Genomic DNA, 24,933 nt, shown 5'->3' with positions numbered 1-24,933 from the left:
GGTTACACAACAACATCACCAATCAGCTTGAAAAAGGCAGGAGGAATAATCATGAGCGTACATATTGGCGCGGAAAAAGGGCAAATTGCCGAAACGGTGCTGCTGCCCGGAGACCCGCTGCGTGCAAAATACATCGCAGATACATATTTGGAAAATGTCGAGTGCTATAATGAAGTTCGGGGTATGTACGGTTTTACCGGCACCTATAAAGGAAAACGCGTTTCCGTACAGGGGACGGGCATGGGCGTTCCTTCCATTTCTATTTATGTCAATGAATTAATCAGAAGCTATGATGTCAAAAACTTGATTCGCGTCGGTTCCTGCGGTGCAATCAGAAAAGATGTCAATGTGAGAGACGTCATTCTCGCGATGACCTCTTCCACTGATTCACAAATCAATAGGGTGGCGTTTGGATCAATCGACTTTGCCCCTTGTGCAGATTTCAAACTTTTAAAAGCGGCTTATGATGCTGCAAAGGAACGAAATATCCCGGTTACGGCAGGGAATGTGTTTACGGCTGATCAATTTTACAATGATGACAGCCAAATCGAAAAGCTTGCGAAACACGGTGTGCTGGCAATCGAAATGGAAACGACGGCGCTCTACACGTTAGCGGCCAAATTCGACCGGAAAGCTCTGTCGATTTTAACGGTCAGCGATCATGTGTTGACAGGCGAAGAGACGACTGCTGAAGAAAGGCAGACAACTTTTAATGATATGATTCTGCTGGCGCTGGATACGGCTCTATAACAGGGAAAGCAGATGATTAACCGCTGGAAAAAAGGATGGATCATGATGAACAGTAAGTACAAATACGTATCGATCGCTTCTTTGCTGAGTGCCGCGGTCCTGCTTGGCACGGGATGCTCCATGACCGAACAGAAGCAGACAGACTCCGCTCAAACGCAAAACACTGCAAACGCAGGCGAGGATGCGAATGATCAAAAAAGCGATCTGGAAGATCAAGATTTTGTGCTTGAAAGCAAGTACTTTAATCAAATTAAAGAAGTAACCGGCATGCCGACGATTCAAAATCCCGACAATATACTGGCGCTTGTCAATAAAGAATTTGCGCTTCCGGGAGATTATGCACCATCAGATCTGACTGTGCCTGACGTCGCATTTTCATTTACAGAGGATATCGATAAGCGCTATATCAGAAAAGAAGCCGCCGAAGCGCTGCAAGAGATGTTCACTGCTGCGGAGAAAGAAGGACTTGATCTTGTTGCTGTTTCCGGCTATCGATCTTATGACAGACAAAAAACGATCTATGATAATGAAGTAACCCAAAAGGGAGAAGAAAAGGCGAAAGAAGCTGTGGCTTATCCGGGGCAAAGCGAGCATCAGACAGGGCTTGCGATGGACATTTCCAGCAGAAGCAACGGCTTTGCTCTTTCCCAGGAATTTGGCAATACGAAAGACGGAAAATGGGTGGAAGATAACGCCGATAAATTCGGCTATATTATCCGCTATCCGAAAAACAAGGAACATATTACGAAATATAAGTATGAGCCTTGGCACCTGCGGTATGTCGGCAAAAAAGCCGCGAAGGTTATAAAGGAACACGACCTGACGCTTGAAGAATATTTTAAACAAGTGAAAAAGGTATAAAGGGGGAGGGCTTTCGCATCCGTGCGGAAGCTTTCTTATTTATAAAATGACAGGGCTGCAAGCCATCAAGAACGGCCAGTATCAGAGCGTTCTACCCGTCGGCCATGAGCACGAAGCTAGGGCTGTGCCGAGAAATAGAAGCGAAATGAAAGGCCGATGAATATCGGCCTTTCCCTTTACCAAAAAAACAACCCTGCAAGCGCCACGCCTGCGATTAAACCAAGGCCAAGCCCGTAAACCGGACCCCATCCCCACCAGCCTCCGTAATAGCCATATCCATATCCGAAGCCGGGGCGCCCTCTTCTGACCATCGGGGCAATGAAGACTTTATTTGGCGATACACGGACAATTCTGCCGACATGGACGCGGCCGCCCCTGTCGGTGATTCTGGCAACCCTGCCAACATTCTGCTGGCAAAATCTGTAGTAACGCTCCACTTGAATGCTCCTTCCATCATCTAGTATTCCTATTCAGCATATGACGGAATGAATAGAAAAGGTTGGACGAAAGAAGGAGGGTAAATGACGATTTATAGACGGCAGATAAAAATAATATGATCAAGAGATTGCTGATATTTTGCCAGCAGCAGCTCGTGCCGTTCCATCGTTTGATAGGCTTTTTCAGAAATGTCAGGCGACAGATCCATCTCTGCAGCTGCTTCTTCAAGATCAGCGATGTCCTCTAAGACGGCAGGAATGATTTCAACCTGTGAAAAACCCTCTTTGCGCAGTGTCCGCACCCAGTCTTTTTGATCATATAAACGAGTGAACCCGTAAAAATCCATAATTTCTTTTTTCTCCTCGTCTGTCAGTTCGCCGTTTGCAAGAGAAACTTCAATGCCGATCAGCATGCCGCCAGGCCTCAGCACTCGGCGGATTTCTTTCAAAGCTGATTCGAGTTGTGTGAAACTCAAGACTGATTCTGTTAATACACAGGCGAAGCTTTCGTTCTGAAAAGGCATTTCTTCGATATAAGCGTGAAAAGCAGGTATGGATAACCGTTCTTTTTCAAATCTTTTTATTGCCTTATCAATCATGACCGCATCCGAATCAAGGGCGGACACAGGAAACAGCAGGTGGCTCAAGTAGGCGGCAGTCTGCCCGGTTCCGCAGCCTGCGTCAAGAATCGGAAGCTCCGGATCGATATCAGCTTTGGCGAGTACCGCTTTTGTCAGTCCCATCCCGCCAGGATGGGCGCCTGAGACGCCGAAACTGGCGAGCATGTCTAAATAATCGCTCAAAATAAGATCCCTCCTTTTGTGTATGCATATGCGAGAAGCGAAAAATCGTTTAAGATTCCATGGCAAACAGCATCAGTAAAATCTGTTTTGAAGTGATGCGAGTTGACGAATAAAGATTCGTCCGTGATAATATGGTAAGAAGAAAAGGTGGTGTTCGTTTGAAACAGCAGTTAAAACTCTTTTTGGCAATATTAATTACGGCCGTCGCAGCATCGGCACTCACACTTTTTATCGTGGGGAAAGGAAACGACGGTTCGGTATATTCCGCTTCAGAGGGCGACAAATTTGCAAAGCTGATGGCGGCATACGACAAAATCAAGAGTGACTATTATCAAAACACAGACGATGAAAAGCTGACAGATGGCGCGATTAAAGGAATGCTTGAGGCTTTGGATGATCCGTATTCTACATACATGGACAAAAAAGAAGCGAAAAGCTTTGAAGAAAGCATTACCTCTTCTTTTGAAGGAATCGGCGCCCAAGTAGAAGAAAAAAATGGACAAATCTTAATCGTTGCGCCTATAAAGGGCTCACCGGCTGAAAAAGCGGGCCTTAAGCCGCATGATGAAATTCAGAAGGTGGACGGCAAAAGCGTAAAAGGCAAAACCGTCAATGAAGCGACCGCAATGATCCGAGGAAAAAAAGGTACAGATGTCAAGCTGATGCTGAACAGGGAAGGCGTCGGTCAAATCGATGTCACGATTAAACGGGATACGATTCCGATTGAAACGGTTTATTCAAAAATGATCGACGGCAATATTGGAGAAATCCAAATTACGTCTTTCTCCGAAAGCACGGCAAAAGAATTGACAAAAGCCATTGATGAATTGTCCGAAAAAGGTGCGGAACGGTTTGTTTTAGACTTGAGAGGCAATCCTGGAGGTTTAATGGACCAGGCGATTACAATGAGCAACCTGTTTGTCGATAAAGGCAAAACGATTATGCAAGTCGAATCAAAAAGCGGCAAGAAGGAAGTTTACAAAGCTGAGAATGAGCGCAAAGTGAACAAGCCGACCGTTGTCCTCGTAAACGGAGGAACGGCGAGCGCCGCTGAAATTATGGCCAGCGCCCTGCATCAGTCATCCGGCATTCCGATCGTCGGCGAAAAAACGTTCGGGAAAGGAACGGTTCAAAATGCGGAAAACTTTTCTGACGGATCGACTGTCAAACTGACGATTGCCAAATGGCTGACACCGAACGGAGACTGGATTCATGAAAAAGGGATCAAGCCTCAATACAAGGCTGAGCTACCAAGCTATGCCAAACTGCCATACCTCGACTCGAAGAAAGAGTATAAGTCTGGCAGCACCGGAGACGAAGTGAAAGCCGCCCAGCAAATGCTTAAAGCGCTCGGCTACGATGTGAAGCCGACAGGCTCATTCGATAATCAGACAGCAGCGGCTGTTAAGGCTTTTCAAAAAGATCAAAAGCTGAAAACAACCGGAATCATAACAGGAGAGACGACAATCAGCATGACAACCAAGCTGCAGAAAAAGCTTTCCGACAATGATACCCAGTTAGATAAAGCGATCGAGATTCTAAAAAAAGAAAAATAATCAAAAACCCCTTACGGCTAATACAGTCGTAAGGGGTTTTGCTATGTGATCATGCGCTTTTTTTCACGCTTTTCTTTCCGTCAAACAAATAGCTGATGACAGAGTTTGCTTTTACATTTTTCACAAAGAACGGATTCAGCAGCACGACAGACACGAGATTGGCCGCAAGCCCCCAGAACCCCTCATAAATGCCGAATGATGATTTCGTCACATAGACCGTAAACGTTACAGCCAGTCCGATTAACAGGCCGATGATCGTCGCTTCCTTCGTCTGATTTTTCCAGAACAAGCTGATGACGATGGCCGGGAAAATCTGCACCATTCCGGATACGCCAAGAAGCTGCAGCGTCACAAGCGCCGCCGGGAACAGCATTCCGAATAACAGCGCGAGCCCGATCACCACAAATACCATTGAGCGGGTGATCAAGGTCAGTTTATTTCCTGAAACACGGGGGTTGACCAAGTCGCGGTATAAATTATTGGCAAACAGATTTGAAGCCCCGATCGCCATAATCGAACATGGAATAAGACTCGCCAATGCGATCGTTGAATAGGCAAATCCTTGTGTGACGCCCCCGTAGGAGTTCTGTATCAAATAAAGTAAAGCAAGCCTTGGGTTAATGTCATCAGGAAGAATGAGAAACGCAATAAACCCAAGAAAGATCACTAAAATCAGCACGATATTATACAGCGGGAGAAACATGCTGTTTTTCCTGAGGGCATCCGCACTGTTCGCCGTAAATACTCCTGTTGCCGCATGAGCCCACATGAATAAGGCAAGGGCGGAAACGATCGAAGCCGTAATAAACCAAGCGATTCCCCGCGGCCCTTCTGAAGGGATTGTCAGCATGTGCGGCGCTTCACTTGTCAATTTGTCAATCATCGGCGTCCAGCCGTTAAAATGGATGAGCGGCAAAGAGACGACCATAAACAGCATCATCACCCAAACTAAAATGTCTTTAATAATGGCAGTATATGTAGGGCCTTTGATGCCGCTGAAAAAAGTGTAAAGCGCGACAAGAATGAATGAGATGATCACGACGACATTGACGTTAATGTAACCTGTTCCGGCTACCTGAAGCGTATCTTGAATTCCGCTGAGCTGCAGGCAAATATATGGAATCAGCATCAGGACGCCGACAATTGCCACGAGAGATGACAGCAATTTGCTGCTGAAGCGTTCCCTCGCATAATCAGCCAGAGTCGTCAGTTTATGTTCTTTTGCAACATGCCAAATTTTCGGCAGAAAAAAGTAGGCGATAAAATAGGCCAGCACAGAATAAGGAATCGCAAAAAAAGCGACGCTTCCGCTTGTAAATGCCGTACTTGTCAGTCCTAAAAACGTATAGGCCGTATATAAATCGGCGCCGACGAGAAACCAGACGAGAAGCCCGCCGAATCGTCTTCCGCCGACAGACCATTCTTCAACCGATTTGCGGGACTGCTTATTGCTGCCGGCAAGAAATCCAATGCAGACAACGGTCAGAATAATACCCGCCGTTATCAAAAGCGCTGTTAAATTTCCCTGCATCATTCATAACCTCCGTTTTTTTTCTCCATCTTGTAAATCATCAATGTAATCAGCGGTGTCAGCACGATCCATAGCACGAGCCAAAAATGGAAAAACGGAAGTCCGAAAATAATCGGATGAATCCGGTTTACGTACGGCAGCAAGACGAGCTGTCCGATAAAAGGGATGATAAAAAGAATCAATATGAAAAGCTGTTTGTTCACCTTTTTTCCTCCTTTAGCCATTTTAATGTTCATTATCATAGCAGGTGTCAGATTCAATCACAAGATAATTATTAGAAAAAAATGATTTTTTAAACTTTTTAAATAATACTTCTGTCTTGCATCAAGCGAAACATAACATTACAATAATTAATATCTTGAATTCGAGATAAAAGGAGAATGATGATGAAAACGGAAGGACTTCACCATGTTACTGCATTTGCGAAAGACCCGAAGGTGAATTTGAGATTTTATACAGACGTATTGGGGATGAGGCTTGTTAAAACAACCGTTAACTTTGATGATCCCGGCACATATCATTTTTACTTCGGAAACAAGACCGGTGATCCCGGCACGATTTTAACTTTTTTCCCCTTTCAGGGAAGCATGCGGGGTACCGTTGGAAACGGGCAGGCGGGCAGAATTTATTTATCGGTGCCAAAAGGTGCGCTTCCATTCTGGAAGATGAGGCTGGAACGTCTTGGCATCGATGTTCAGGAAACCGTGCTTTTTAAAGAAAAAGTACTTCTTTTTCAAGATGCTGAAGAGCTTCAGCTGGCCATCGTGGAAGATGAGGAAAGCGGACAAAGTTCATGGGGAACCGAGGAGATTTCTCCCGTTTATGCGGTCACTGGGATAAAAGGCGTCACATTAAACAGCTACAGACCTGAGGAGACGATTCGCTTTTTAGAAGAAACGTTCGGCTATCAGAGAAAAGAAGAGGAAGGGGAGTTTATCCGGCTGGAGTCCGGCGCGACAATCGGAAATCGGCTGGATGTCAAAATCAGCGAAAGCCCAAGAGGCATCGGCGGATACGGCACGATTCACCACATTGCTTTCAGGACGAACGGAGAAGAACAAAAGGAATGGAAAAAGCGGCTTTTAAAAAACGGATTTTCCGCATCGGATATTCTTGACCGCCAATATTTCACTTCAATCTATTTCAGGGAAAAAGGCGGAATACTATTTGAAATGGCTACGGATGAGCCGGGTTTTTTGGCTGATGAAACACTGGAAGGCCTCGGCACATCGCTAAAGTTGCCGAAATGGCTTGAACAGCATCGCAGTCAAATTGAAGGCATACTTCCAAAATGGGACAAGGAGTGATTTTAAGTGAACCATATTTTTGAAAGAGGGCAATCTGATGTCACGCTTTTGCTATTGCACGGTACCGGGGGGAATGAACACGACCTTTTGCCGATCGGCAGGATGATAGATCCGAATGCCAATTTGCTCGGTATCAGAGGAAATGTTTTGGAAAACGGCATGCCCCGTTTTTTTAAGCGCTTAAAAGAAGGTGTATTTGATGAGAAAGATTTGATGAAAAGAACGGAAGAATTGAATGCTTTTCTCGATCAAGCGGCAAAAGAACTGGAATTCGACAGGCGCCAGGTGGTGGCGGTCGGATATTCAAACGGCGCCAATATAGCCGGAAGCTTGCTGTTTCTCTATGAACACGCACTGAAAGGCGCTGTTTTGCATCATCCGATGGTGCCCTTAAGAAATCAAAAACTGCCTGACATGACGGGAATCCCGATTTTTATTGGAGCTGGAAAAACAGATCCGCTCTGTCCGCCCCAAGAGTCAAACGAGCTGGCCGGCTATTTCAAAAACGCCGCAGCAGACGTGTTCCTTCATTGGGAAGACGGGGGACACCAGCTCACGCATCATGAAATTGAAGAGGCGAAAATTTGGTATGAAACACATTTAAAAGCATAAAAATAAGCCTTAGTCCTTTTTTCAGGACTAAGGCTTTTCACATGTTTACAGCCATGTTGAGACTTCGGAAACATCGAAACGGCTGCTTTTATGAGCCGGTTTTGCCGGTTTTCCGATTGAGATCAGCATGACCGGTACATAGCGTTCATCAATGTTGAATTCTTTCACAAACGCCTCCTTGTCAAAGCCGCCCATTGCGCACGTATCATAGCCCATGGCTTTTGCGGCAATCATCAGCTGCATAGCTGCAAGCGATGCGTTTGTAAAAGCGGCATCTCTGGCAAATGCACTGTTTTGATAGGCGCCGTTAATTTGTCCGAGCAGCGTATGCTTGATTTCTTCCGTCATAAAACCGGCTTCTGTTAAAGGACCGTAGACGGCTTCACCGTTCAAGTTTGCTTGCAAGTCTCCCAAGACAGCGACCACCGCAGATGCCTGGCTGACTTGTTTTTGGCTGTAGGCAATCGGGAGAAGCCTGTCTTTTGATTCCTGGCTGTGAAATACAGTGAAATGCCAGTGCTGTAAGTTCCAGGCTGACGGTGCTTTTGTTGTGATGTTCAACAGCTCTGTCAGTTCCTCTTTTGAAATGGAAACGCTTGTGTCATATTCTTTAATTGATGAACGCTCTTGCAATAAATTAAGCGTAGTGTTGTCCGATAAAGTCATGTGACTTCCTCCTTTAGAATAAACGTGTTATGATAGAGCTAGATAAAAAGTTAGAAACTTACTTTTTGTAACTTCAAAGAGTATTCTAATGGTACACATTATATTTGTCAACTGGATATGGAGGGGTGAGAGAATTGGGGTTTACAATGTGTCCTAAAATGGAAGCCGCCTTTTCTTTGCTCGGCAAACGATGGAATGGACTGATTATCCATGTTTTATTGGATGGCCCTAAACGGTTTAAAGATTTGACCGAGATGATACCGATGATCAGCCAAAAAATGCTGGCTGAACGATTGAAAGAACTCGAACAGGGTGAGATAGTCGAACGCCAGGTTCTGCCGGAAACACCGGTGAAAGTGATCTATCAATTAACAGATAAAGGAATAGCGCTGAAGCCTGTGCTGAAGGAGATACAAAACTGGGCCGAACACCACTGTGATGCAGAAGGAAGCGTGTGAGGGGGATGAACGGTAAAGAAGCAGTCGTCATCACAGGCGGAGCAAAAGGAATCGGAAAAGAGCTTGTGCAGGCATATGCCGAAAAAGGTTATGCCGTGCTGTTTGCCGATGTATTAAAACAAACAGGCGAACAGCTGGAAAAAGAGCTGGCCGCTTCCGGATGCCAGGTGCAGTTTGTACATGCCGATGTTACTGACGAAGAAGACGTGAAGCGTCTGATGGATGAGGCTGTAAAAAACGGCCGTGCCATTTCAGCGCTCATTAATAATGCGGGCAAATCAATCTGGAAGCCGCCGCTCGATCTGACTTCAGAAGAATGGGACGATGTTCTGAACACCAATTTGAAAAGCGTTTTCCTTTGCTCAAGAGAAGCGGCTATAAAAATGAAGGAAGAAACAGGCGGGGCTATTGTCAATATTGCTTCGACAAGGGCGTTTATGTCTGAAGCGAACGCTGAAGCTTATGCGGCTTCAAAAGGCGGCATCATCGCCTTAACACACGCTTTAGCAGCATCGCTGAGCCAATATTCGATCGTCGTAAACAGCATTTCTCCAGGATGGATCGAAACGGAGCATGATGATTCCCTGAAACCGAAAGATCATGAGCAGCATTTTTCCAACAGAGTCGGCCATCCGCTTGATATCGTAAAGGCATGCTTTTATTTAACCGATCCTGACAACAGGTTTGTTAACGGGACGAACATAACAGTAGACGGCGGAATGACGAAAAAAATGATTTATGAAGAATAGCCCAAACGTTTCCCGACTTTATGAATACCTTGACTATAGGCAGACATAAAGGAGGATAAATGCCAATGAACCCTCATATGCTTTATGGATATTCGAGATCAGGTCCTGCCGGATACCCGGCTAGATTCCCGTTATTCTGGGGTTTTGGAGCGCCGCTGGTCGGCGGATTGCTGGGCGGATTTCTCGGAAGCGCGATTTTTAACTATCCAAGGCCGTACGCTTACCCGCCGCCTTATCAAGGACCATACTACGGAGGCGTACCTGGTGCGGGTCCATATTACGGAGGCGCCCCGGGAGGAGTCCCTTATGGAGGTGTTCCGGGCGGAGCTCCGTACGGAGGGGCAGGACCCGGCTATTGATAAAGCGGATTGGAAGCTTGATCAGATGAAACTTGATATGATACAAGACGAAACGGCGGTCAAAGCTGCGGATTTCCGCATTTGGCCGCCGTCTCATCATTTTCGGTTTTGCACTTGCTGATTAATCAGGGAACTGCACTTTCCCAGGGACGGTGTATGCACTGGATGTTCCGTTCTCTGGAAGTTTTGGAATCGTGTCTTTTACGACTTTTCCGCGGATATCCGTGATTCTGACCTTAAGAGGGCTTGTACCCAAATTGGTGCTGACAAAATGGTTGTAATCCATTTTCTCCATGTTGATCCACTTTCCGTCTTTATAGTACTCCATTTTCATAACGGGATATTTGTGATTTCTGACTTGGATCGCCGCCCACCACTGGCTGCTGCCTTCTTTGATCCGATATGTGAAATTTCCTTTGATCGGCGCTTTGACAACATGCCATTTTATATTGATTTTCCCGTCTTTCATATCGCCGATCTTGCGAAAAGCGTTGGGCGAAAGGTCAAGGGCCCCCGGAGCGCCTTCCGGATATAGATCGGTCACATAAACCGTCGTTTTTCCTTTAGGGCCTTCAACTTCAAGATAAGCCCCGGCGAGCGCCGCTTTTACGCCGCGATAATTTAAATCTGTCGGATTTAAAGCGGTAATCTCCATATTGGATGGAATGGGGTCAAGGAGTAACGCTCCGCCTGAATAACCTGATCCTGTATAGGTGGCATACCCCTTGTGCAAGTCATTGTATGCAGCCGAAGCCTGCGGTGAAAAACAAAGGATCGTCAAAATCATTGCGGTGAAAAACATGCTCATCTTCTTTTTCATATAAATCCTCCTGTGTTTTATATTTTCAAATGAGAATCATTATCATTATAAAGGTCATTTGACTTCCGCCGAAAGAGGAAATAGATACATAGATTTTTTGATCCAGATATACTAAAATAACAATTCAAATGGCACAGGCCGCATGGTCGAGGCAAATAAGATGATAGACGTTCAGGGCAAGTGTTAATATGTATCGGAGGGAGATTTTTTGCAGATGGAAAGAAAAACAGCCTGCTTTTGCCAAGCGCGGCCGTTTTTAAAAAGTAATGTCGATTTCAGACATGTTGAAGTCTTCGTTTTTTAAAAACATCACTTCTAATATGCCGTCCTTAAAGACGGCTTTGGTGCCTTTTCTGCGTACAAGAGAGGGCAGAATGACTTTTTTTTCCCGTCCATTTTCAGGGTAGTTTTCGATGATCAGGGCTTGTGAAGTATGTTTAATTTTCAATAGGTTAAGCTGTTCTTTTGTGAGCGGAATTTTGACAAACACATGACTAGTCGTTTCAAAGATGTCAATTGGATCAGATTCGTCTTCCGCCGGCGATTCTTTTGAGAGAGGGTCGCGGAAAGGAAATTGAACGGCATAGCCAGGTCCAAAGACGCTTTTCATCATTTGGTGGATATAATGTTCAACATCTTTCGGGTCAGCGTTTTTTAAGCCGTCCTTAGAAAATTGCTGAAAAGGAAAAAAGCGTTGCCAATCAAACACGGGTCACACTTCCTTTCACATAGACGGTACAGTATATGCAAAAAAGCGCGCAAAGTGATGAAGAAAGGAAAGAATCACTCATGAATCACTCATCTCAAATGAAAGGCATTTTTTACACAGCATCTTCTTATTTACTATGGGGGCTGCTTCCATTGTATTGGAAAGTTCTTGATCAGACAGCCGCCCTTGATATACTCGCGCATCGCATCATTTGGTCGTTTGTTTTTATGTGCGGCGTGCTCCTCGTTCTGCGGCAATGGAAAAACGGGGTTAAAGTGTTCCAGTCCCTTTGGGGCAATCGAAAGGCCCTTGTTCCGCTTATGTTTTCTTCTGTATTGATTTCGGTTAATTGGTATGTCTACATATGGGCCGTTAATCACGGCTATATTCTTGAAGCAAGCCTCGGATACTATATCAATCCGCTTGTTTCTATCGTGCTCGGAATCATATTTTTAAAAGAGAAGCTGTCGCGGATGCAGACAGCCGCAGTTCTGCTTGCCGCAGCCGGCGTCCTTATTTCCGCTGTTCAATACGGTTCTGTTCCGTACATTGCCCTTATGCTCGCTTTCAGCTTCGGGCTCTATGGATTAGCCAAAAAAAGGACGGCGCTGACGAGTGCCATCGGGCTGACCCTTGAAACGATGATCATCGCGCCGGTCGCCGTCATCTATCTATTGTTCTTCCGCCACCCTGAGCATTCACAGGCGGCATCAACCAGTATAGGCACGATGCTGCTGCTGTTTTTGGCCGGTGTTTTAACAGCCATCCCGCTGCTTTTCTTTGCAGAAGGAGCCAAAAAGCTTCCGCTCTACCAAGTCGGAATTTTGCAGTATATCGCTCCGACCATTACATTATGTTTAGGGGTTTTCGTCTATCATGAACCCTTTAGCAGCGCCAAAGCTTTTACTTTTTCCTGTATATGGGCTGCATTGGTATTGTTTACTCTTTCACAGTTTAAATGGAAAAAGCAGTCGAAGGTTTTTCTTAAAAGAAAAAAAACATACCACTCATAGGCCCTTTTTCTTTTCAAGAAGCGCCGGTCATGTATAATTAAACATGATTGAGAGGATTCGGAGGTCGATTTGGTATGGCAAACGAACCTGAACTTTTCAAGGCATATCTGACCCTCTGGAAGAACAGAACGATGAACGGAGAGGGGAAGCTGACCCTTTATCAGGCGATTGATGATGAACTGAATGACCTCAGAACACACCCAAGGCTCAGAAAGACGAGGTATGAAAAATATGTTCAATCCGTTCAGCGTATTTTAAATTCCGCCTTAGAAACAGATATAAAGCTAAACCTGATTGAGCTGCATACAGAACGCTTGCAGCTATTATCAAATGGAGAAAGCAGGGAGTAACATGAAAGCAATCAACAAGGAAGATGTACAGGCTTCATTAGACACGTTTTTACATCAGCCTGTCTACATTCATTTGGAGACAACAACCGGATCTTATTCTGCCCATAAAGATGAGCAGAACATGACGGTTGTTGCATACATCAGAAATGCGAAGGTCGCCTGCTCCCGGGCAAAAATAACGGGAAACGGGCCCTATCGTACAGGCTTAAAAACAGAAGACGGCTGGATTTACGCAGAGGGCCTCACCGATTATACAATTGATGATGAAGGACGGCTGCTTCTTGCCGGTTATTTGCCAGGCGGCAAGCTAGCCATTTCGCTTCAAATCAGCAAAAAGCCATTTGCAGTCTAAAAAGAAGGTGTTATAGATGGAAAAACATTTACTAGTAGTCCTGCCGCATCCTGATGATGAATCATTCGGAGTGGCCGGCTTGATGGCCTTAAACCGCAAAGAAGGAATACCTGTGACATATGCGTGTCTGACGCTGGGGGAAATGGGGAGAAATATGGGGGACCCGCTTTTTGCCAATCGGGAAACTCTTCCTCTTCTCAGAAAGCAGGAATTGATCGATGCTTGCCGTGCAATGGATGTTCAAGATCTGCGCATGCTCGGTTTTCGCGATAAAACACTCGAATTTGAAGATGAAGAAAAATTGGCCGATCAAATAGAGGCCGTCATCGATGATGTAGATCCGAGCCTGATTGTAACATTTTATCCCGGCCACGGCGTTCATCCCGATCATGATGCATGCGGCGCTGCGGTCATCCGTGCATTATCTCGCAAAAAGAAAGAAGACCGGCCGCGCGTTTTATGCATGGCGATCACTCACCACAGGGAAGAGGTGCTTGGCAAGCCTGATGTCGTTCTTGATATCAAAGAAGCAGCCGATGTTAAAATGAACGCTTTAAAAGCGCACAAATCCCAGACAGGTGGCATGCTGAAAGAAATCGAGAAAAAATTGGCAAATGGCGAGCCTGTCGTAGAAACGTGGTTTGAAAAAGAAACATTTTGGACCTATCAGTGGAATGATTGACATTCAAAATAAAAAGGTATAGAGCGGAATGCTCTATACCTTTTTATTGTTGACAAAATCCTAAAACGGTTTAAAGTTTTAGGATTTTGTCATCCTTTCAGCGTGACCCGAAAACCTTTGCAGTCTAGGAAGGGCGAGCATCGGAGCGGAGCGAATGTTGGAATTCGTGAGCACCGACGCGCAGGCCTGACAACGAATGCGAGGGTTTGTCGACACGCTGAAGGTATAGAGCGAAATGCTCTATACCTTTTTTAAGTGCCGTGGTAGCGAATGAAGCGGTTTTGGATAAGCTTGAGCCTGAAGAAAAGCCCGATCGCACCTGCGGCAAGCCCCGCAATGAGTCCGATCCAATATCCGTACGCTCCAAACGGCGTATATGTGCCGATGAAAAACCCGACCGGAAGCCCGATGATCCAGTAAGAAATCAAAGCTGTGACAAGGGTATAGTTGACATCTTTATACCCCCTGAGCGCTCCTTGAATCGGTGCGGCGATTGCATCTGAAAGCTGAAAAAACAATGCATACAGCAAAAAGTGTTTTGTCAGGAGCAATACCTCAGGGTCTGCTGCGTACATCCCGGCAATTTGCTGTCTGAACAATAAAATAATAAGCGCGGTGAATAATGAAAAACCAACCGCAATCGAGATGCCAAGGTAGCTGTAAGCCCTCGAATCTTTAAAGCGTTTTGCCCCGGCTTCAAATCCGACGACAATCGTCAATGTCATTGAGACGCTGAGCGGCAGCATATAAAGAAGCGAAGCGAAGTTCATTGCTGCTTGATGGGACGCAATCGTGACGGTGTCAAAGTGGCTCATCAGCAAGGTGACGGCCGCAAAAATACTCGTCTCAAAGAAGATTGCAAACCCGATGGGAAGACCGATTTTCAAGAGTTTCAAACTTTCGGCAAACGAATACGGGTAGAATGATTCGAAAACCCTAAACTGATAAAAAGGAGTTTTCCTATGAACGATGTATAAGGAAATCAGACAAATGCACCAATAGGTTAAAGCGGAAGCCAAGCCTGCTCCGGCTCCTCCCAATTTGGGAAATCCGAAATTTCCGAAGATAAATAGATAATTTAATGCAAAATTGATTGGCAAAGAACATAGTGTGATTAGCATTGTTACTCTTGTTTTCCCGAGAGAATCAATAAAACAGCGCATCACGTTGTACACAAACAGCGGCAAAATGCCGAACCCGAGATAAGACAAATATTGCTTCGCAATGAGAGACACTTTTTGCTCAAGCTGGAGCTTCTCCAAGATTGGATCAATCAGAAAAAAACCGGAAGTCACGATAAGAATGCTGAGTATACCAGCCACATAAATCGATTGAATCACAGTGTAGGGAACGTCCTTTTGCTGCTTGGCTCCCATCAGCTGTGCAACAATGGGCGTGACAGCCGTCAAAATGCCGGCCAGCCCTGTATAAACAGGTACCCACAAACTCGACCCGATCGCGACACCGGCGAGATCGGCGGCACTGACTTTGCCGGACATCACCGTGTCAAGAAACGTGATCAAAGATAATCCTACCTGTGTGATCAGAATCGGAATCAATATCGTTAAAAATTGCTTCGTTTTTTCCTGCAAATTCTTTGTTTCCCTCATATATGTTCCCCGTTTCTTTTGGATAACGAGAGAAATTATAACACGTTATGTATAAAATGCAATAAATGTCTGCTTAATCTTTCTTTGTCTGTTTTGTTTTTTTAAACATCTGTACGTAAATAAAGGAAAGAGATATGACACCCAGGAAGGAACATAAATACTGACATATTTTTTGAATGGTCATGACATCACCTCCATATCATTAAGATGCGACATGAAAGCAGGAAGAATACATAGCAGCCGCTAAAAAGAATGCGCCGGACAAATTTCACATTTTCATGATGTTCTATCATTCGATTGATGATGAATAGGTAATTAAGTCTAATAAAACGAAAAAAGTTCTAAGCATTAAGATATACTTTTCTATTTATTATTTTATTAAGATAGGTTTTAAGAACTGAATCCCAAAATGATAAAACGTCGTTTGATCTAAAAAAAAGACACTCCGAATTCCGGATGTTGGCAAAAAAAATGTATGATATAGTCAATTTATGGTTTTATGAAGGAGTTCTGTGCTGAAAAATAGAAATGTATGGATAAGCATCTTCGGAAGTTTGTCACTTGGACGCAGATGAAGATGAACAGGCGTTTGAAAAAGGGAATGAAAACGTTCTTACCTTTTCAGGTTCGCCTTGCCTTTCTGACAGCCGCATGATTCTAGAAAGACATTTGATCTGAAACTCGTCGAAAAACCGCGGTATAAAGCGTTTCTTCAGCGTGATCCGTCTCATGAATCATTTCTTCCGCCCCTTGAAATCCGTTTTTCACGCGGGATTTTCTGCTGAGTCATTGATTTTTGGAGTTGAGATGAAAAGCTGGTGTCTGCCGTTCGATCATCCGGAAATAGAAAGTTTGTTGAATGGTGTTGATTTTTGTCAATGTGTCTATCAGTCTGTATTTTGAATATAGAATTTGTAAAAAACTATTAAAAAATTTTAAAATCAGCCGATACAAATCGTGAATTGCATTTGTGCTTAAGAGTATAAAAGGGGGAATCAGCCAAGGACAAACATACGGTGATCAGATCACCAGCATGTGTTGATTGGGTGATCTTAAGCAGCGGCAAATGTAATGGCATACATAGAGAGAATGAAAATGAAAGAGGAGGTTAAAAGGTTATGAAGAAGAAGATAGCAGCAGGTTTGGCGGCCTCTGCGGTAGTTGGAACTTCATTGGCTGCATCACCGGTAGAAGCCCAGACCATCAAGGTGAAAAACGGTGACTCGTTATGGAAACTTTCAGCTGAGTACAAGACAAGTGTTTCTGCTCTGCAAAAAGCCAATGACCTTTCATCTACAGTCATTTATATCGGACAAACCCTGGAAGTTCCAGGCAGTACATCAAAAAGCAGCACAAAAAAGAAAAGCGAGCGCTCCAGTTCAAGTTCTGCACGGACAACCTACACGGTCAAATTGGGAGATTCTTTGTGGCTGATCGCTAAAGACTATAAGACGAGCGTGCAGGAAATCAAAAGCTTAAACGGTTTAAGCAGTGACATGATTTATCCCGGCCAAAAGCTGACTGTCAAAGGAAGTTCAAAAAGCAGCAGTTCAAGCAGCAGTTCGAAGACTTCAAGCTCCAGTTCATCTTCAAGCTCAAAAAGTTCAAGCGCTTCTAGCAGTTCTAGCAGCACCTACAAAGTCAAGCTGGGCGATTCTTTATGGAAAATCGCCAATGGTTTGAATATGACAGTTGCTGAGATCAAAATGCTGAACAGCTTGAAATCGGACACCATTTACCCGAACCAAGTCCTTAAAGTAAAAGGGAAGGTTTCCAGCGGAAGTCAATCATCTTCGGGTTCGTCTTCGAGTTCTAAAAAAACGAGCTCAAGCAGCAGCTCCAAAACGACGACTTACACTGTTAAGGCAGGCGATTCTTTGTGGAAAATCGCACACTCGCTGAACGTGACGGTACAGAGCATCAGAGAAAACAACAATTTGAAAACTGATGTGATACAAGTCGGGCAGAAACTGAAGATCTCCGGTGCATCAAATGCAGCATCTCCGGGAAGCTCTTCATCCAACTCATCGAACTCTTCTGTTTCAAGCGGCACTTCGACAAGCGCCAAAGTCGAGCGCATGATTGCGGAAGCGGAAAAACATATAGGTGTTCCGTACAGATGGGGAGGCAACAATCCATCAGGCTTTGATTGCAGCGGCTTCATTTATTATGCCCTGAACAAAGTCACATCTGTTTCAAGACTGAGTGCGGCCGGATACTGGAATACCATGACACCTGTCAGCCAGCCTTCAAGAGGAGATTTTGTCTTCTTCTCAACATATAAAGCAGGCCCTTCACACGTAGGGATTTATCTAGGCAACGGAACATTCATCAATGCTAACGATTCCGGAGTCAGCGTCAGCGATATGAACAATTCCTATTGGAAGCAGCGCTACCTCGGTGCTAAACGATATTCTTTTTAAAAAGCCATTTTATATGGCTTTTTTTGTTGCAGATTGTCCGAGCATGCTGCTTGAAGGAAAGGTTTATCAGATCCTTCCCTTGTCTAAACTAAGTGAAAAAAGATAAGGGGGGATCACTAGTTGAATCGTTCATTCAAAGTGCTGTTGGCGGGAATTTTCGTTTGTTCGGCATCAGCATGCACACAGCAGAAAGAGCTTGAGCAAAAGAATGCGGAACAAGAGCATACAGAAACATTTGAACCGGTGACACAGCCTTTGAAAGTGCCGCTCATTAAACGCGACGGTACTGAAACGGGCTTTATTGAAGTTTCTGAATCAGCGTCTGAAGGGCTTGATATTCGAGTTGCCGCATATGATCTGCCGCCGGGATTGCTTGCTTTTCATATCCATGAAACCGGTGAGTGCAGAAAGCCTGACTTTGAAAGCGCTGGTGCACATTTTAATCCTTCGCAAAAGGAGCACGGTTTTAACAATCCAAAAGGACACCATGCCGGCGACCTGCCGAATATTGAAGTCGGTGCGGACGGCAAAGTGGATGTCGTTGTGAATGCACCGGATGTCACCTTGGACAAGTCAAGCAAATTCAGCCTGCTTGATCAGGATGGGAGCGCTTTTATTATTCATGAGCACCAGGATGATGATTTGACGAATCCGTCCGGAAACTCCGGTGATCGAATGGTTTGCGGCGCTCTTACAAACAGCGGCAGGGAATAAACCGGTTCGGCGGGGAAAGGCAGCAGTCATATATATTGAGGAAATCGTCTGATGTTTAGTATACTCTTCATAGAAGACGCTTTTTAGAAAGGAACTTACAACATATGAAATATGATCTGCACGAACTAGAGCTGCCTGAGAAAATGAAAGAGCGGCTGATTCAGTCTGCCGCCAAACCGGCCGGCGAGGAGTTTCAATCATTGATCGGAACGCCCGGCTATGAAGCCGAGGACAGGGCCGTTCTTTACGATGCGTTGATCGCGCTGGCGCTCGGAAAAAATGTTTTATTAAAAGGCCCTACAGGCTCTGGTAAGACAAAGCTTGCCGAAACGCTGTCCGCTTATTTTCAAAAACCGATGCACAGTGTCAACTGTTCTGTCGACCTTGATGCGGAGGCGCTTGTCGGCTATAAAACGATCGAAAATACAGACGGAAACGCCTCCATTGAATTTATTGAGGGGCCTGTTACAAAAGCGATGAACCACGGCCACTTTCTATATATTGATGAAATCAACATGGCGAAACCGGAAACCCTGCCTATCTTAAACGGGGTGCTGGATTATCGGAAAATGATGACAAATCCGTTTACAGGCGAAGTCGTAAAAGCACAAGACGGATTCGGCGTCATTGCAGCCATCAATGAAGGATATGTCGGAACCGTTCCGTTAAACGAGGCATTAAAAAACCGTTTTGTCATTATTGATGTTCCATATATTAAAGGTGATCTGTTAAGGCGCGTGCTTGAGACACAATCTGAATTAAAAGACGAGAAGCTGCTCAGCCAGTTTGTGACCCTGTCTTCAGATTTAATGACACAGGCGCACAACGGACAAGTGTCTGAAGAGGCTGCTTCGATCAGGGCGCTGCTGGATACTTGCGATCTGGCGTCATACATTCCGCCGCTTCGCGCAATCGAGCGGGGCATTGTGGAAAAGCTTGACGATGAACGGGAAAAAGCGGCCGTCCGCAATATCGCCCAAACTTTGTTTGAATGAGGGTTCTTTCATGAAATTTATTAAATTCAATGACAGTAAGATCGACTCTCTTCTGTTTATGGAGCTGACGGATTTGGCAAAAACGCTGGCGAAAAGCGATCAGGTTGAAGTGGAGTATGGCGTTCAGTCGTATTACAATCCGTTTGAGAAAAAGGTCTATATGAGCCACTTTTGGAAAGACCGAGCCTATCGGGACATGGTAGCCGGCCTGAAAAGCGATGTCTACCTGCGGTCCATCGGCACCCGCTACAGCTCGATGAACGAATGTGCAAGTATGCTGGATGCCGTCCGGCATTTTCAGTTTAAGAGTCTAGCAAAGCAGCTGTTTATGCTTTTTGAGGATATCAGAATCGAAGAGTCCATCAAAAAAGAGCGGCCGGGAACAAAAGCGGTGTTTTCAAGCCGCAGAAGCATGTATCGAAAACATTTTAAGACCCAGCTGACCCTGAATTTGGAGCGGAGCATTTTTACGGATGCACTGTTTTGCGCAATCTATGTCAAACTGACGGCCGAGTCGCCGCTTGAAGACATTCCTGTTATTCATGAATCGATTGATCCGCTCAAAGGATTTATTGAAGCTCAGCTGAACCGTGTATATGAAGCACATTCGACCGGAGATGTCGTTTCAATTGTGAAACATTTAATGGAAGGCTTTGAAGAGGTTCTTCAAAAAGATATGCTGAATACGTACTTCTTTTTTCCTGAACTGGATTACGAACATGTTGATGAAGAATCTCTTTTTGATGATTTAAAAGCAAAGCCAAAGCTGAGCGAAGATTTGACATTGGAAGAGAAAAGCTCGGGGGATGAAGAAGTTCATGAAGAAGAAATGCCGACATGGCACAGGGAAACGGAAGCCCCAGCCAAGAGCTTTTTGCAATTTGACCTGGAGCACGGCGCAAAAACGGATATAACGGGAGGCGCTTTAAGAGAAGGAGAAGATGGCGACCAAGCGCTCGGTACAGTGCAGGGAACGGCGAAACAGACGAAAAGGAAAGACTATTCGAAGCTGGAATCGCTTGAATCTGTCCAAAATGAACCGAACACCGGCGGGACCAACGGCGGCAAAGAAAACCGCTACGCTTTTTCCATTTTTAAGACGCCTGATCAACCTTCAAATGAAGACGTCTTGGAATACCAGAGCCAGGCAAAGACAATCGAAGCGTATCAGAAGCGGCTGAAACAGATGATTCACAAAACATTGGAGCATAAAAAAACACTGCCCAGAACAGATTTGCACGCCGGAAGGCTGAACAATAAGCTGTTAAGGTATTTTACTGAGCGGAATCCGCGGCTCTTTTACAAAAAGCAAGAACCGTCGACTGAAATCGACGCTGTCTTTACATTGCTCGTCGACTGTTCAGCAAGCATGCATGATAAAATGGCGGAGACGAAAAGAGGCATCGTCCTGTTTCATGAAGCGCTCAAATCGGTATCAGTCCCTCATCAAATCGTCGGTTTTTGGGAGGATACGAATGATGCGACAGAGACGAGCCAGCCCAACTATTTTCATACGGCTGTCTCTTTCTCAGATTCCTTAAAAGAAGGCGCCGGGCCGCACATTATGCAGCTTGAACCCGAGGAGGACAACAGGGACGGTTATGCGATCAGACAAATGACGAAAATGCTCGTCCAAAGAAGTGAAGCGCAAAAATTTTTGATTGTCTTTTCAGACGGGGAGCCGGCCGCCTTTAATTATGAACAAAACGGAATCGTCGATACGCATGAAGCGGTGATGGAAGCGAGAAAAAGAAACATTGAAGTGATTAATGTGTTTTTATCAAACAGTGAAATCGAGGAGTCGCAAATCAAAACGATACAGGATATGTACGGAAAGTACAGCCTCTTCGTCCCTGACGTTGACCAGCTTCCAGATGTGCTGTATCCGCTCTTAAAAAAGCTCTTGAACAAAAGTATAAGATAGTGATGACAGGTGGCTGCACAACTCGCGGCCATCTGTTTTTAATAGAAGCAGAAGGATGAGATAAGCCAATTTTTATTATCTTTATCAACTTTAATTTTTAAAAATTGAGATTTGGAGTATACAGCACATTCAGTTATATTCTATCTGTTAAAAAATAGCCAAGAAGGGGAAATATAGTGAATATATAAAGCTGCTGACAAGGGTGATTGGTCTGAATGTTCAAAATTATAGAATTTTTTATTTTTCAAGATGATTTTTTAATTTTATTTGAACAATCTGTGTAGAAACAAATGAAAATCAGTGGTAAAATGTACGTGGAAGCGTTTTTATTACATATTTCTGGGCAAAGGGTTCAGAAGATATATTAAGATAGTGAATTGTTCACTTGATTATTAGGTTGGGGGTAATGTTCAAATGTTTCAAAATAATATGAAACAAAGAATGACTTGGGAAGAATTTCACGGTCCGAACCTCGGCTACGTGCTGGAGCTTTATGATCAGTATGTCAAGGATCCAGAGAGCTTAGATCCTGACTTGAAAGGGATGTTTGACGATCTCGGAGCTCCCCCGGGCGAAATGAGGGCCGCCTCTGAAACACAAGGAGAGGCAAATTTCACGGCTGAATCCATTGAAAAAATCGCATCGGCGATAAAACTTGCAGAAGATATTAGAACCTATGGCCATCTAAACGCTTCCGTCAATCCATTAAGAAAAACACAGGAAAAACAAGAGCTTTTTCCGCTTGCTGAGTACGGTTTAACCAAGCAGGATGTGGAAAAAATTCCGGCATCGGTCTTATGCAAAGATGCCCCTAAAGATGTAACAAACGGTTTAGAAGCCATCCAGTACTTAAAGAACACATACAAAAAATCGATTTCTTTTGAGTTTGACCATGTGCATATCTTTGAAGAGCGCAACTGGCTGATGAAAAAGATCGAGTCGGGAGAATTATTCACCCCAAAATCAAAAGAGAAATTAATAGAGGTTTTAAGAAGGCTGACAGAAGTTGAAGGCCTTGAACAGTTTCTCCACAAAACGTTTGTCGGACAAAAACGCTTTTCAATTGAAGGTCTTGATGCGCTTGTGCCAATGCTGGATGATATTATCGCCGAATCGGTTTCTTCGGGAACGACAAGCATTAATATCGGAATGGCGCACAGAGGCCGCCTGAACGTTTTGGCGCATGTGCTCGGAAAGCCTTATGAAATCATTTTTTCCGAATTTCAGCATGCCCCGAACAAAGATCTTGTCCCGTCAGAAGGTTCAATCGGGATCAATTACGGCTGGACAGGTGATGTAAAATACCACCTTGGTGCAGACCGGCAGATTCAGGATGAACAGACAAAAGCGGCGCGCATCACGCTGGCGAACAACCCGAGCCACCTTGAGTTCATCGATCCGATCGTAGAGGGCTCTACAAGGGCCGCCCAGGAAACGAGAACAGAGAGCGGCTACCCGGTTCAAGACGTCAAAAAATCTTTGGCGATCCTGATCCACGGTGATGCGGCATTCCCAGGAGAAGGAATTGTCTCTGAAACGCTGAACCTGAGCCAGCTGAAGGGCTATCAGGTTGGCGGAGCGATTCACATCATCGCCAACAATATGATCGGTTTTACAACCGAAAGCAATGAATCGAGATCAACGAAGTATGCGAGCGACCTTGCGAAAGGCTTTGAAATTCCGATTGTGCATGTGAATGCCGATGATCCGGAGGCCTGCCTTTCAGCGGTTCAGCTTGCCATCGAATACCGCGAGACCTTCAATAAGGACTTTTTGATCGATCTGATCGGCTACCGCCGTTTCGGACACAATGAAATGGATGAGCCGTCGGCGACACAGCCGATGCTTTATGATGCGGTAAGAAAACATCCGACGGTTAAGAACATTTTTGCAGAAAAGCTGATCACAAACGGCACGATTGAAAAAGAAACCGTTGATAAGATTCAGGAATCCGTCGTGAAGCGTTTAGAGGAAGCCTATCGTAAAGTCCCGGCCAAGAAGGAAGACATGACGCATGAAATCGTTCTTCCGGAACCGGTTTCCAACGGCTTTCCAGAGGTTGATACATCTGTTGAATTTGACGTCCTGCGCAAGATAAATGAAGAACTGGTTTCATGGCCGGAAGACTTCAATGTTTTCGGCAAGCTGAAAAGGATTCTTGAACGTCGCGCAAAAGCGTTTGATGATGACCGTAAAGTCGATTGGTCGCTTGCAGAAGCGCTGGCGTTTGCATCTATTTTGAAAGACGGCACACCTGTAAGGATGACCGGCCAGGATTCAGAACGCGGCACGTTTGCACATCGCAACCTTGTTCTTCACGACAGCAAGACAGGGGACGAATTCATCGCTCTGCATCGCCTTGCAGATACGAAAGCGTCATTTGCGGTTCACAACAGCCCGCTTTCTGAAGGATCTGTTCTCGGCTTCGAATACGGATATAACGTTTCTTCGCCGGAAACGATGGTGATCTGGGAAGCACAGTTTGGAGATTTTGCAAACGCAGCACAGGTTTACTTTGATCAGTTTATCTCCGCAGGAAGGGCGAAATGGGGGCAAAAATCAGGGCTTGTCGTCCTGCTGCCTCACGGGTATGAAGGTCAGGGGCCTGAACATTCGAGCGGCAGAACGGAGCGCTTCTTGCAGCTTGCAGCAGAAAATAACTGGACCGTTGCCAATCTGACAAGTGCAGCTCAGTATTTTCATGTGTTAAGAAGGCAGGCGAAGATGCTGCTTCGCGAGGAAATCCGGCCGCTGATCATCATGACGCCGAAAAGCCTGCTGAGGAATCCGAATACCGTCTCGGAAGTGCAGGAACTGAGCGACAGCAACTTTAAGCCGGTTTACGAAATGTCCGGTCTGTCCCATCAATATGAAAAAGTGACGCGCCTTGTCCTTTCAAGCGGTAAAGTTTCGATCGATATCAGCGATTACTTTAATAAGATGGAAACCGAAAAAGATTGGCTCCACATTGCACGGGTCGAAGAGCTTTATCCATTCCCGGCAAAACATATCAAGGCGTTCTTCGGCAAGCTGCCGAATTTGGAAGAGATCGTCTGGGTTCAGGAAGAACCGCAAAATATGGGAGCCTGGAACTATATTGAGCCATATTTAAGAGAAATCGCTCCAAAAGACATTAAAGTGCGCTATATTGGCAGAAGAAGGCGTTCAAGTCCGGCAGAAGGGGATCCGACCGTTCATAAAAAGGAACAGGAACGCATTGTATCTGATAGCTTGACTCGCAAAAATTAAGGG

25 protein-coding genes are annotated in these 24,933 nt (G+C 45.1%); 17 read left to right on the top strand and 8 right to left on the bottom strand.

The window, feature by feature from the left end; all coding sequences use genetic code 11:
- Positions 1-51 precede the first annotated feature (51 nt).
- On the top strand, positions 52-750 hold the full coding sequence (gene deoD, locus RBH91_RS12145; protein WP_307891766.1) for a purine-nucleoside phosphorylase: 699 nt from the start codon (positions 52-54) through the stop codon (positions 748-750).
- A gap of 45 nt (positions 751-795) precedes the next feature.
- Positions 796-1,611, top strand: coding sequence for a M15 family metallopeptidase (locus tag RBH91_RS12140; protein ID WP_076763960.1), 816 nt, complete (start codon positions 796-798; stop codon positions 1,609-1,611).
- Positions 1,612-1,787: 176 nt separating this feature from the next.
- Here RBH91_RS12140 and RBH91_RS12135 read toward each other — a convergent pair whose 3' ends face one another.
- The gene (locus tag RBH91_RS12135; RefSeq protein ID WP_076763926.1) at positions 1,788-2,048 is read right to left on the bottom strand and encodes a hypothetical protein; all 261 of its coding nucleotides are present in this window, start codon (positions 2,046-2,048) and stop codon (positions 1,788-1,790) included.
- A 92-nt stretch (positions 2,049-2,140) separates the two neighbouring features.
- Positions 2,141-2,851 carry a class I SAM-dependent methyltransferase gene (locus RBH91_RS12130; RefSeq protein WP_307891765.1) on the bottom strand — a complete coding sequence of 237 codons (711 nt, stop codon included), beginning with the start codon at positions 2,849-2,851 and terminating at the stop codon, positions 2,141-2,143.
- Positions 2,852-3,009: 158 nt separating this feature from the next.
- Between RBH91_RS12130 and RBH91_RS12125 the strand changes: the two genes are divergently transcribed.
- The gene (locus tag RBH91_RS12125; RefSeq protein WP_307891764.1) at positions 3,010-4,407 is read left to right on the top strand and encodes a S41 family peptidase; all 1,398 of its coding nucleotides are present in this window, start codon (positions 3,010-3,012) and stop codon (positions 4,405-4,407) included.
- A gap of 49 nt (positions 4,408-4,456) precedes the next feature.
- Here the strand turns inward: RBH91_RS12125 and RBH91_RS12120 are convergent, their stop codons facing one another.
- Together RBH91_RS12120 and RBH91_RS12115 are read right to left on the bottom strand one after the other, a co-directional pair.
- A complete protein-coding gene (locus RBH91_RS12120; RefSeq protein ID WP_307894725.1) occupies positions 4,457-5,938 on the bottom strand; it encodes a sodium:solute symporter family protein in 1,482 nt (493 codons plus the stop codon).
- Positions 5,938-6,162, bottom strand: a complete 225-nt coding sequence (locus tag RBH91_RS12115) for a DUF3311 domain-containing protein (RefSeq protein WP_404802441.1) — start codon at positions 6,160-6,162, stop codon at positions 5,938-5,940. Before RBH91_RS12115 ends, RBH91_RS12120 begins: the two co-directional genes overlap by 1 nt.
- A gap of 162 nt (positions 6,163-6,324) precedes the next feature.
- On the opposite strand from RBH91_RS12115, the gene RBH91_RS12110 reads away from it, so the two are divergent.
- A complete protein-coding gene (locus tag RBH91_RS12110; protein ID WP_307891763.1) occupies positions 6,325-7,245 on the top strand; it encodes a ring-cleaving dioxygenase in 921 nt (306 codons plus the stop codon).
- A 6-nt stretch (positions 7,246-7,251) separates the two neighbouring features.
- On the top strand, positions 7,252-7,857 hold the full coding sequence (locus RBH91_RS12105) for an alpha/beta hydrolase (protein ID WP_076763916.1): 606 nt from the start codon (positions 7,252-7,254) through the stop codon (positions 7,855-7,857).
- A gap of 45 nt (positions 7,858-7,902) precedes the next feature.
- On the opposite strand, the gene RBH91_RS12100 is transcribed toward RBH91_RS12105, so the two are convergent.
- Positions 7,903-8,523 carry a nitroreductase family protein gene (locus RBH91_RS12100; RefSeq protein ID WP_076763914.1) on the bottom strand — a complete coding sequence of 207 codons (621 nt, stop codon included), beginning with the start codon at positions 8,521-8,523 and terminating at the stop codon, positions 7,903-7,905.
- 134 nt (positions 8,524-8,657) lie between these two features.
- Here RBH91_RS12100 and RBH91_RS12095 point away from each other — a divergent pair, with 134 nt between their 5' ends.
- From RBH91_RS12095 to RBH91_RS12085, 3 genes are all read left to right on the top strand, one after another.
- Positions 8,658-8,981, top strand: coding sequence for a transcriptional regulator YodB (locus RBH91_RS12095; protein ID WP_307891762.1), 324 nt, complete (start codon positions 8,658-8,660; stop codon positions 8,979-8,981).
- A 5-nt stretch (positions 8,982-8,986) separates the two neighbouring features.
- The gene (locus RBH91_RS12090; protein WP_307891761.1) at positions 8,987-9,730 is read left to right on the top strand and encodes an SDR family oxidoreductase; all 744 of its coding nucleotides are present in this window, start codon (positions 8,987-8,989) and stop codon (positions 9,728-9,730) included.
- 65 nt (positions 9,731-9,795) lie between these two features.
- Positions 9,796-10,089, top strand: a complete 294-nt coding sequence (locus tag RBH91_RS12085; protein ID WP_307891760.1) for a hypothetical protein — start codon at positions 9,796-9,798, stop codon at positions 10,087-10,089.
- A 121-nt stretch (positions 10,090-10,210) separates the two neighbouring features.
- Here the strand turns inward: RBH91_RS12085 and RBH91_RS12080 are convergent, their stop codons facing one another.
- Positions 10,211-10,909, bottom strand: a complete 699-nt coding sequence (locus RBH91_RS12080) for an expansin ExlX (RefSeq protein WP_076763907.1) — start codon at positions 10,907-10,909, stop codon at positions 10,211-10,213.
- A 256-nt stretch (positions 10,910-11,165) separates the two neighbouring features.
- The gene (locus RBH91_RS12075; RefSeq protein ID WP_076763905.1) at positions 11,166-11,618 is read right to left on the bottom strand and encodes an Hsp20/alpha crystallin family protein; all 453 of its coding nucleotides are present in this window, start codon (positions 11,616-11,618) and stop codon (positions 11,166-11,168) included.
- A gap of 80 nt (positions 11,619-11,698) precedes the next feature.
- Between RBH91_RS12075 and rarD the strand changes: the two genes are divergently transcribed.
- From rarD to bshB2, 4 genes are all read left to right on the top strand, one after another.
- Positions 11,699-12,631 (top strand): EamA family transporter RarD, encoded by a 933-nt coding sequence (gene rarD / locus RBH91_RS12070; protein WP_307891759.1) that lies wholly within the window; start codon positions 11,699-11,701, stop codon positions 12,629-12,631.
- Positions 12,632-12,705: 74 nt separating this feature from the next.
- Complete coding sequence (locus RBH91_RS12065; protein ID WP_307891758.1) at positions 12,706-12,981, top strand: hypothetical protein; 276 nt, start codon at positions 12,706-12,708, stop codon at positions 12,979-12,981.
- Between the two features lies 1 nt (position 12,982).
- Positions 12,983-13,333, top strand: coding sequence for a YojF family protein (locus tag RBH91_RS12060; protein WP_076763901.1), 351 nt, complete (start codon positions 12,983-12,985; stop codon positions 13,331-13,333).
- 16 nt (positions 13,334-13,349) lie between these two features.
- On the top strand, positions 13,350-14,015 hold the full coding sequence (bshB2, locus tag RBH91_RS12055) for a bacillithiol biosynthesis deacetylase BshB2 (protein ID WP_148957647.1): 666 nt from the start codon (positions 13,350-13,352) through the stop codon (positions 14,013-14,015).
- Between the two features lie 251 nt (positions 14,016-14,266).
- Here the strand turns inward: bshB2 and RBH91_RS12050 are convergent, their stop codons facing one another.
- Positions 14,267-15,625, bottom strand: a complete 1,359-nt coding sequence (locus RBH91_RS12050) for an MATE family efflux transporter (RefSeq protein WP_307891757.1) — start codon at positions 15,623-15,625, stop codon at positions 14,267-14,269.
- 1,118 nt (positions 15,626-16,743) lie between these two features.
- Here RBH91_RS12050 and RBH91_RS12045 point away from each other — a divergent pair.
- The 5 genes from RBH91_RS12045 (at position 16,744) to sucA (ending at position 24,930) form a co-directional block, all read left to right on the top strand.
- Positions 16,744-18,048 carry a C40 family peptidase gene (locus RBH91_RS12045; RefSeq protein WP_307891756.1) on the top strand — a complete coding sequence of 435 codons (1,305 nt, stop codon included), beginning with the start codon at positions 16,744-16,746 and terminating at the stop codon, positions 18,046-18,048.
- Positions 18,049-18,168: 120 nt separating this feature from the next.
- The gene (locus RBH91_RS12040; protein ID WP_307891755.1) at positions 18,169-18,762 is read left to right on the top strand and encodes a superoxide dismutase family protein; all 594 of its coding nucleotides are present in this window, start codon (positions 18,169-18,171) and stop codon (positions 18,760-18,762) included.
- Between the two features lie 104 nt (positions 18,763-18,866).
- Positions 18,867-19,757: an ATP-binding protein gene (locus tag RBH91_RS12035; protein ID WP_307891754.1), complete on the top strand. Its 891-nt coding sequence runs from the start codon at positions 18,867-18,869 to the stop codon at positions 19,755-19,757.
- Between the two features lie 10 nt (positions 19,758-19,767).
- Entirely contained in the window at positions 19,768-21,681 is a 1,914-nt protein-coding gene (locus RBH91_RS12030; RefSeq protein ID WP_307891753.1) for a vWA domain-containing protein, read from the top strand.
- Between the two features lie 414 nt (positions 21,682-22,095).
- Complete coding sequence (sucA, locus tag RBH91_RS12025) at positions 22,096-24,930, top strand: 2-oxoglutarate dehydrogenase E1 component (RefSeq protein ID WP_076764208.1); 2,835 nt, start codon at positions 22,096-22,098, stop codon at positions 24,928-24,930.
- The last annotated feature ends 3 nt before the right edge of the window (positions 24,931-24,933 follow it).

The organism is Bacillus swezeyi (genome assembly GCF_030908325.1).
Classification (GTDB): Bacteria; Bacillota; Bacilli; order Bacillales; family Bacillaceae; genus Bacillus; species Bacillus swezeyi.
Note: the sequence above shows the minus strand (reverse complement) of the source record. Positions and strands in the feature narration are given on the sequence as shown.

Bases quoted from the DNA above. Each gene is read 5' to 3' on its own strand.
- RBH91_RS12065 (WP_307891758.1), top strand. From the start codon at position 12,706: ATGGCAAACGAACCTGAACTTTTCAAGGCATATCTGACCCTCTGGAAG.
- bshB2 (WP_148957647.1), top strand. From the start codon at position 13,350: ATGGAAAAACATTTACTAGTAGTCCTGCCGCATCCTGATGATGAATCA.
- RBH91_RS12100 (WP_076763914.1), bottom strand. From the start codon at position 8,523: ATGACTTTATCGGACAACACTACGCTTAATTTATTGCAAGAGCGTTCA.
- RBH91_RS12090 (WP_307891761.1), top strand. From the start codon at position 8,987: ATGAACGGTAAAGAAGCAGTCGTCATCACAGGCGGAGCAAAAGGAATC.
- RBH91_RS12035 (WP_307891754.1), top strand. From the start codon at position 18,867: ATGAAATATGATCTGCACGAACTAGAGCTGCCTGAGAAAATGAAAGAG.
- RBH91_RS12115 (WP_404802441.1), bottom strand. From the start codon at position 6,162: ATGGCTAAAGGAGGAAAAAAGGTGAACAAACAGCTTTTCATATTGATT.
- RBH91_RS12085 (WP_307891760.1), top strand. From the start codon at position 9,796: ATGAACCCTCATATGCTTTATGGATATTCGAGATCAGGTCCTGCCGGA.
- RBH91_RS12030 (WP_307891753.1), top strand. From the start codon at position 19,768: ATGAAATTTATTAAATTCAATGACAGTAAGATCGACTCTCTTCTGTTT.
- rarD (WP_307891759.1), top strand. From the start codon at position 11,699: ATGAATCACTCATCTCAAATGAAAGGCATTTTTTACACAGCATCTTCT.
- RBH91_RS12120 (WP_307894725.1), bottom strand. From the start codon at position 5,938: ATGCAGGGAAATTTAACAGCGCTTTTGATAACGGCGGGTATTATTCTG.
- sucA (WP_076764208.1), top strand. From the start codon at position 22,096: ATGTTTCAAAATAATATGAAACAAAGAATGACTTGGGAAGAATTTCAC.
- RBH91_RS12110 (WP_307891763.1), top strand. From the start codon at position 6,325: ATGAAAACGGAAGGACTTCACCATGTTACTGCATTTGCGAAAGACCCG.
- RBH91_RS12080 (WP_076763907.1), bottom strand. From the start codon at position 10,909: ATGAAAAAGAAGATGAGCATGTTTTTCACCGCAATGATTTTGACGATC.
- RBH91_RS12140 (WP_076763960.1), top strand. From the start codon at position 796: ATGAACAGTAAGTACAAATACGTATCGATCGCTTCTTTGCTGAGTGCC.
- RBH91_RS12045 (WP_307891756.1), top strand. From the start codon at position 16,744: ATGAAGAAGAAGATAGCAGCAGGTTTGGCGGCCTCTGCGGTAGTTGGA.
- RBH91_RS12050 (WP_307891757.1), bottom strand. From the start codon at position 15,625: ATGAGGGAAACAAAGAATTTGCAGGAAAAAACGAAGCAATTTTTAACG.
- deoD (WP_307891766.1), top strand. From the start codon at position 52: ATGAGCGTACATATTGGCGCGGAAAAAGGGCAAATTGCCGAAACGGTG.
- RBH91_RS12060 (WP_076763901.1), top strand. From the start codon at position 12,983: ATGAAAGCAATCAACAAGGAAGATGTACAGGCTTCATTAGACACGTTT.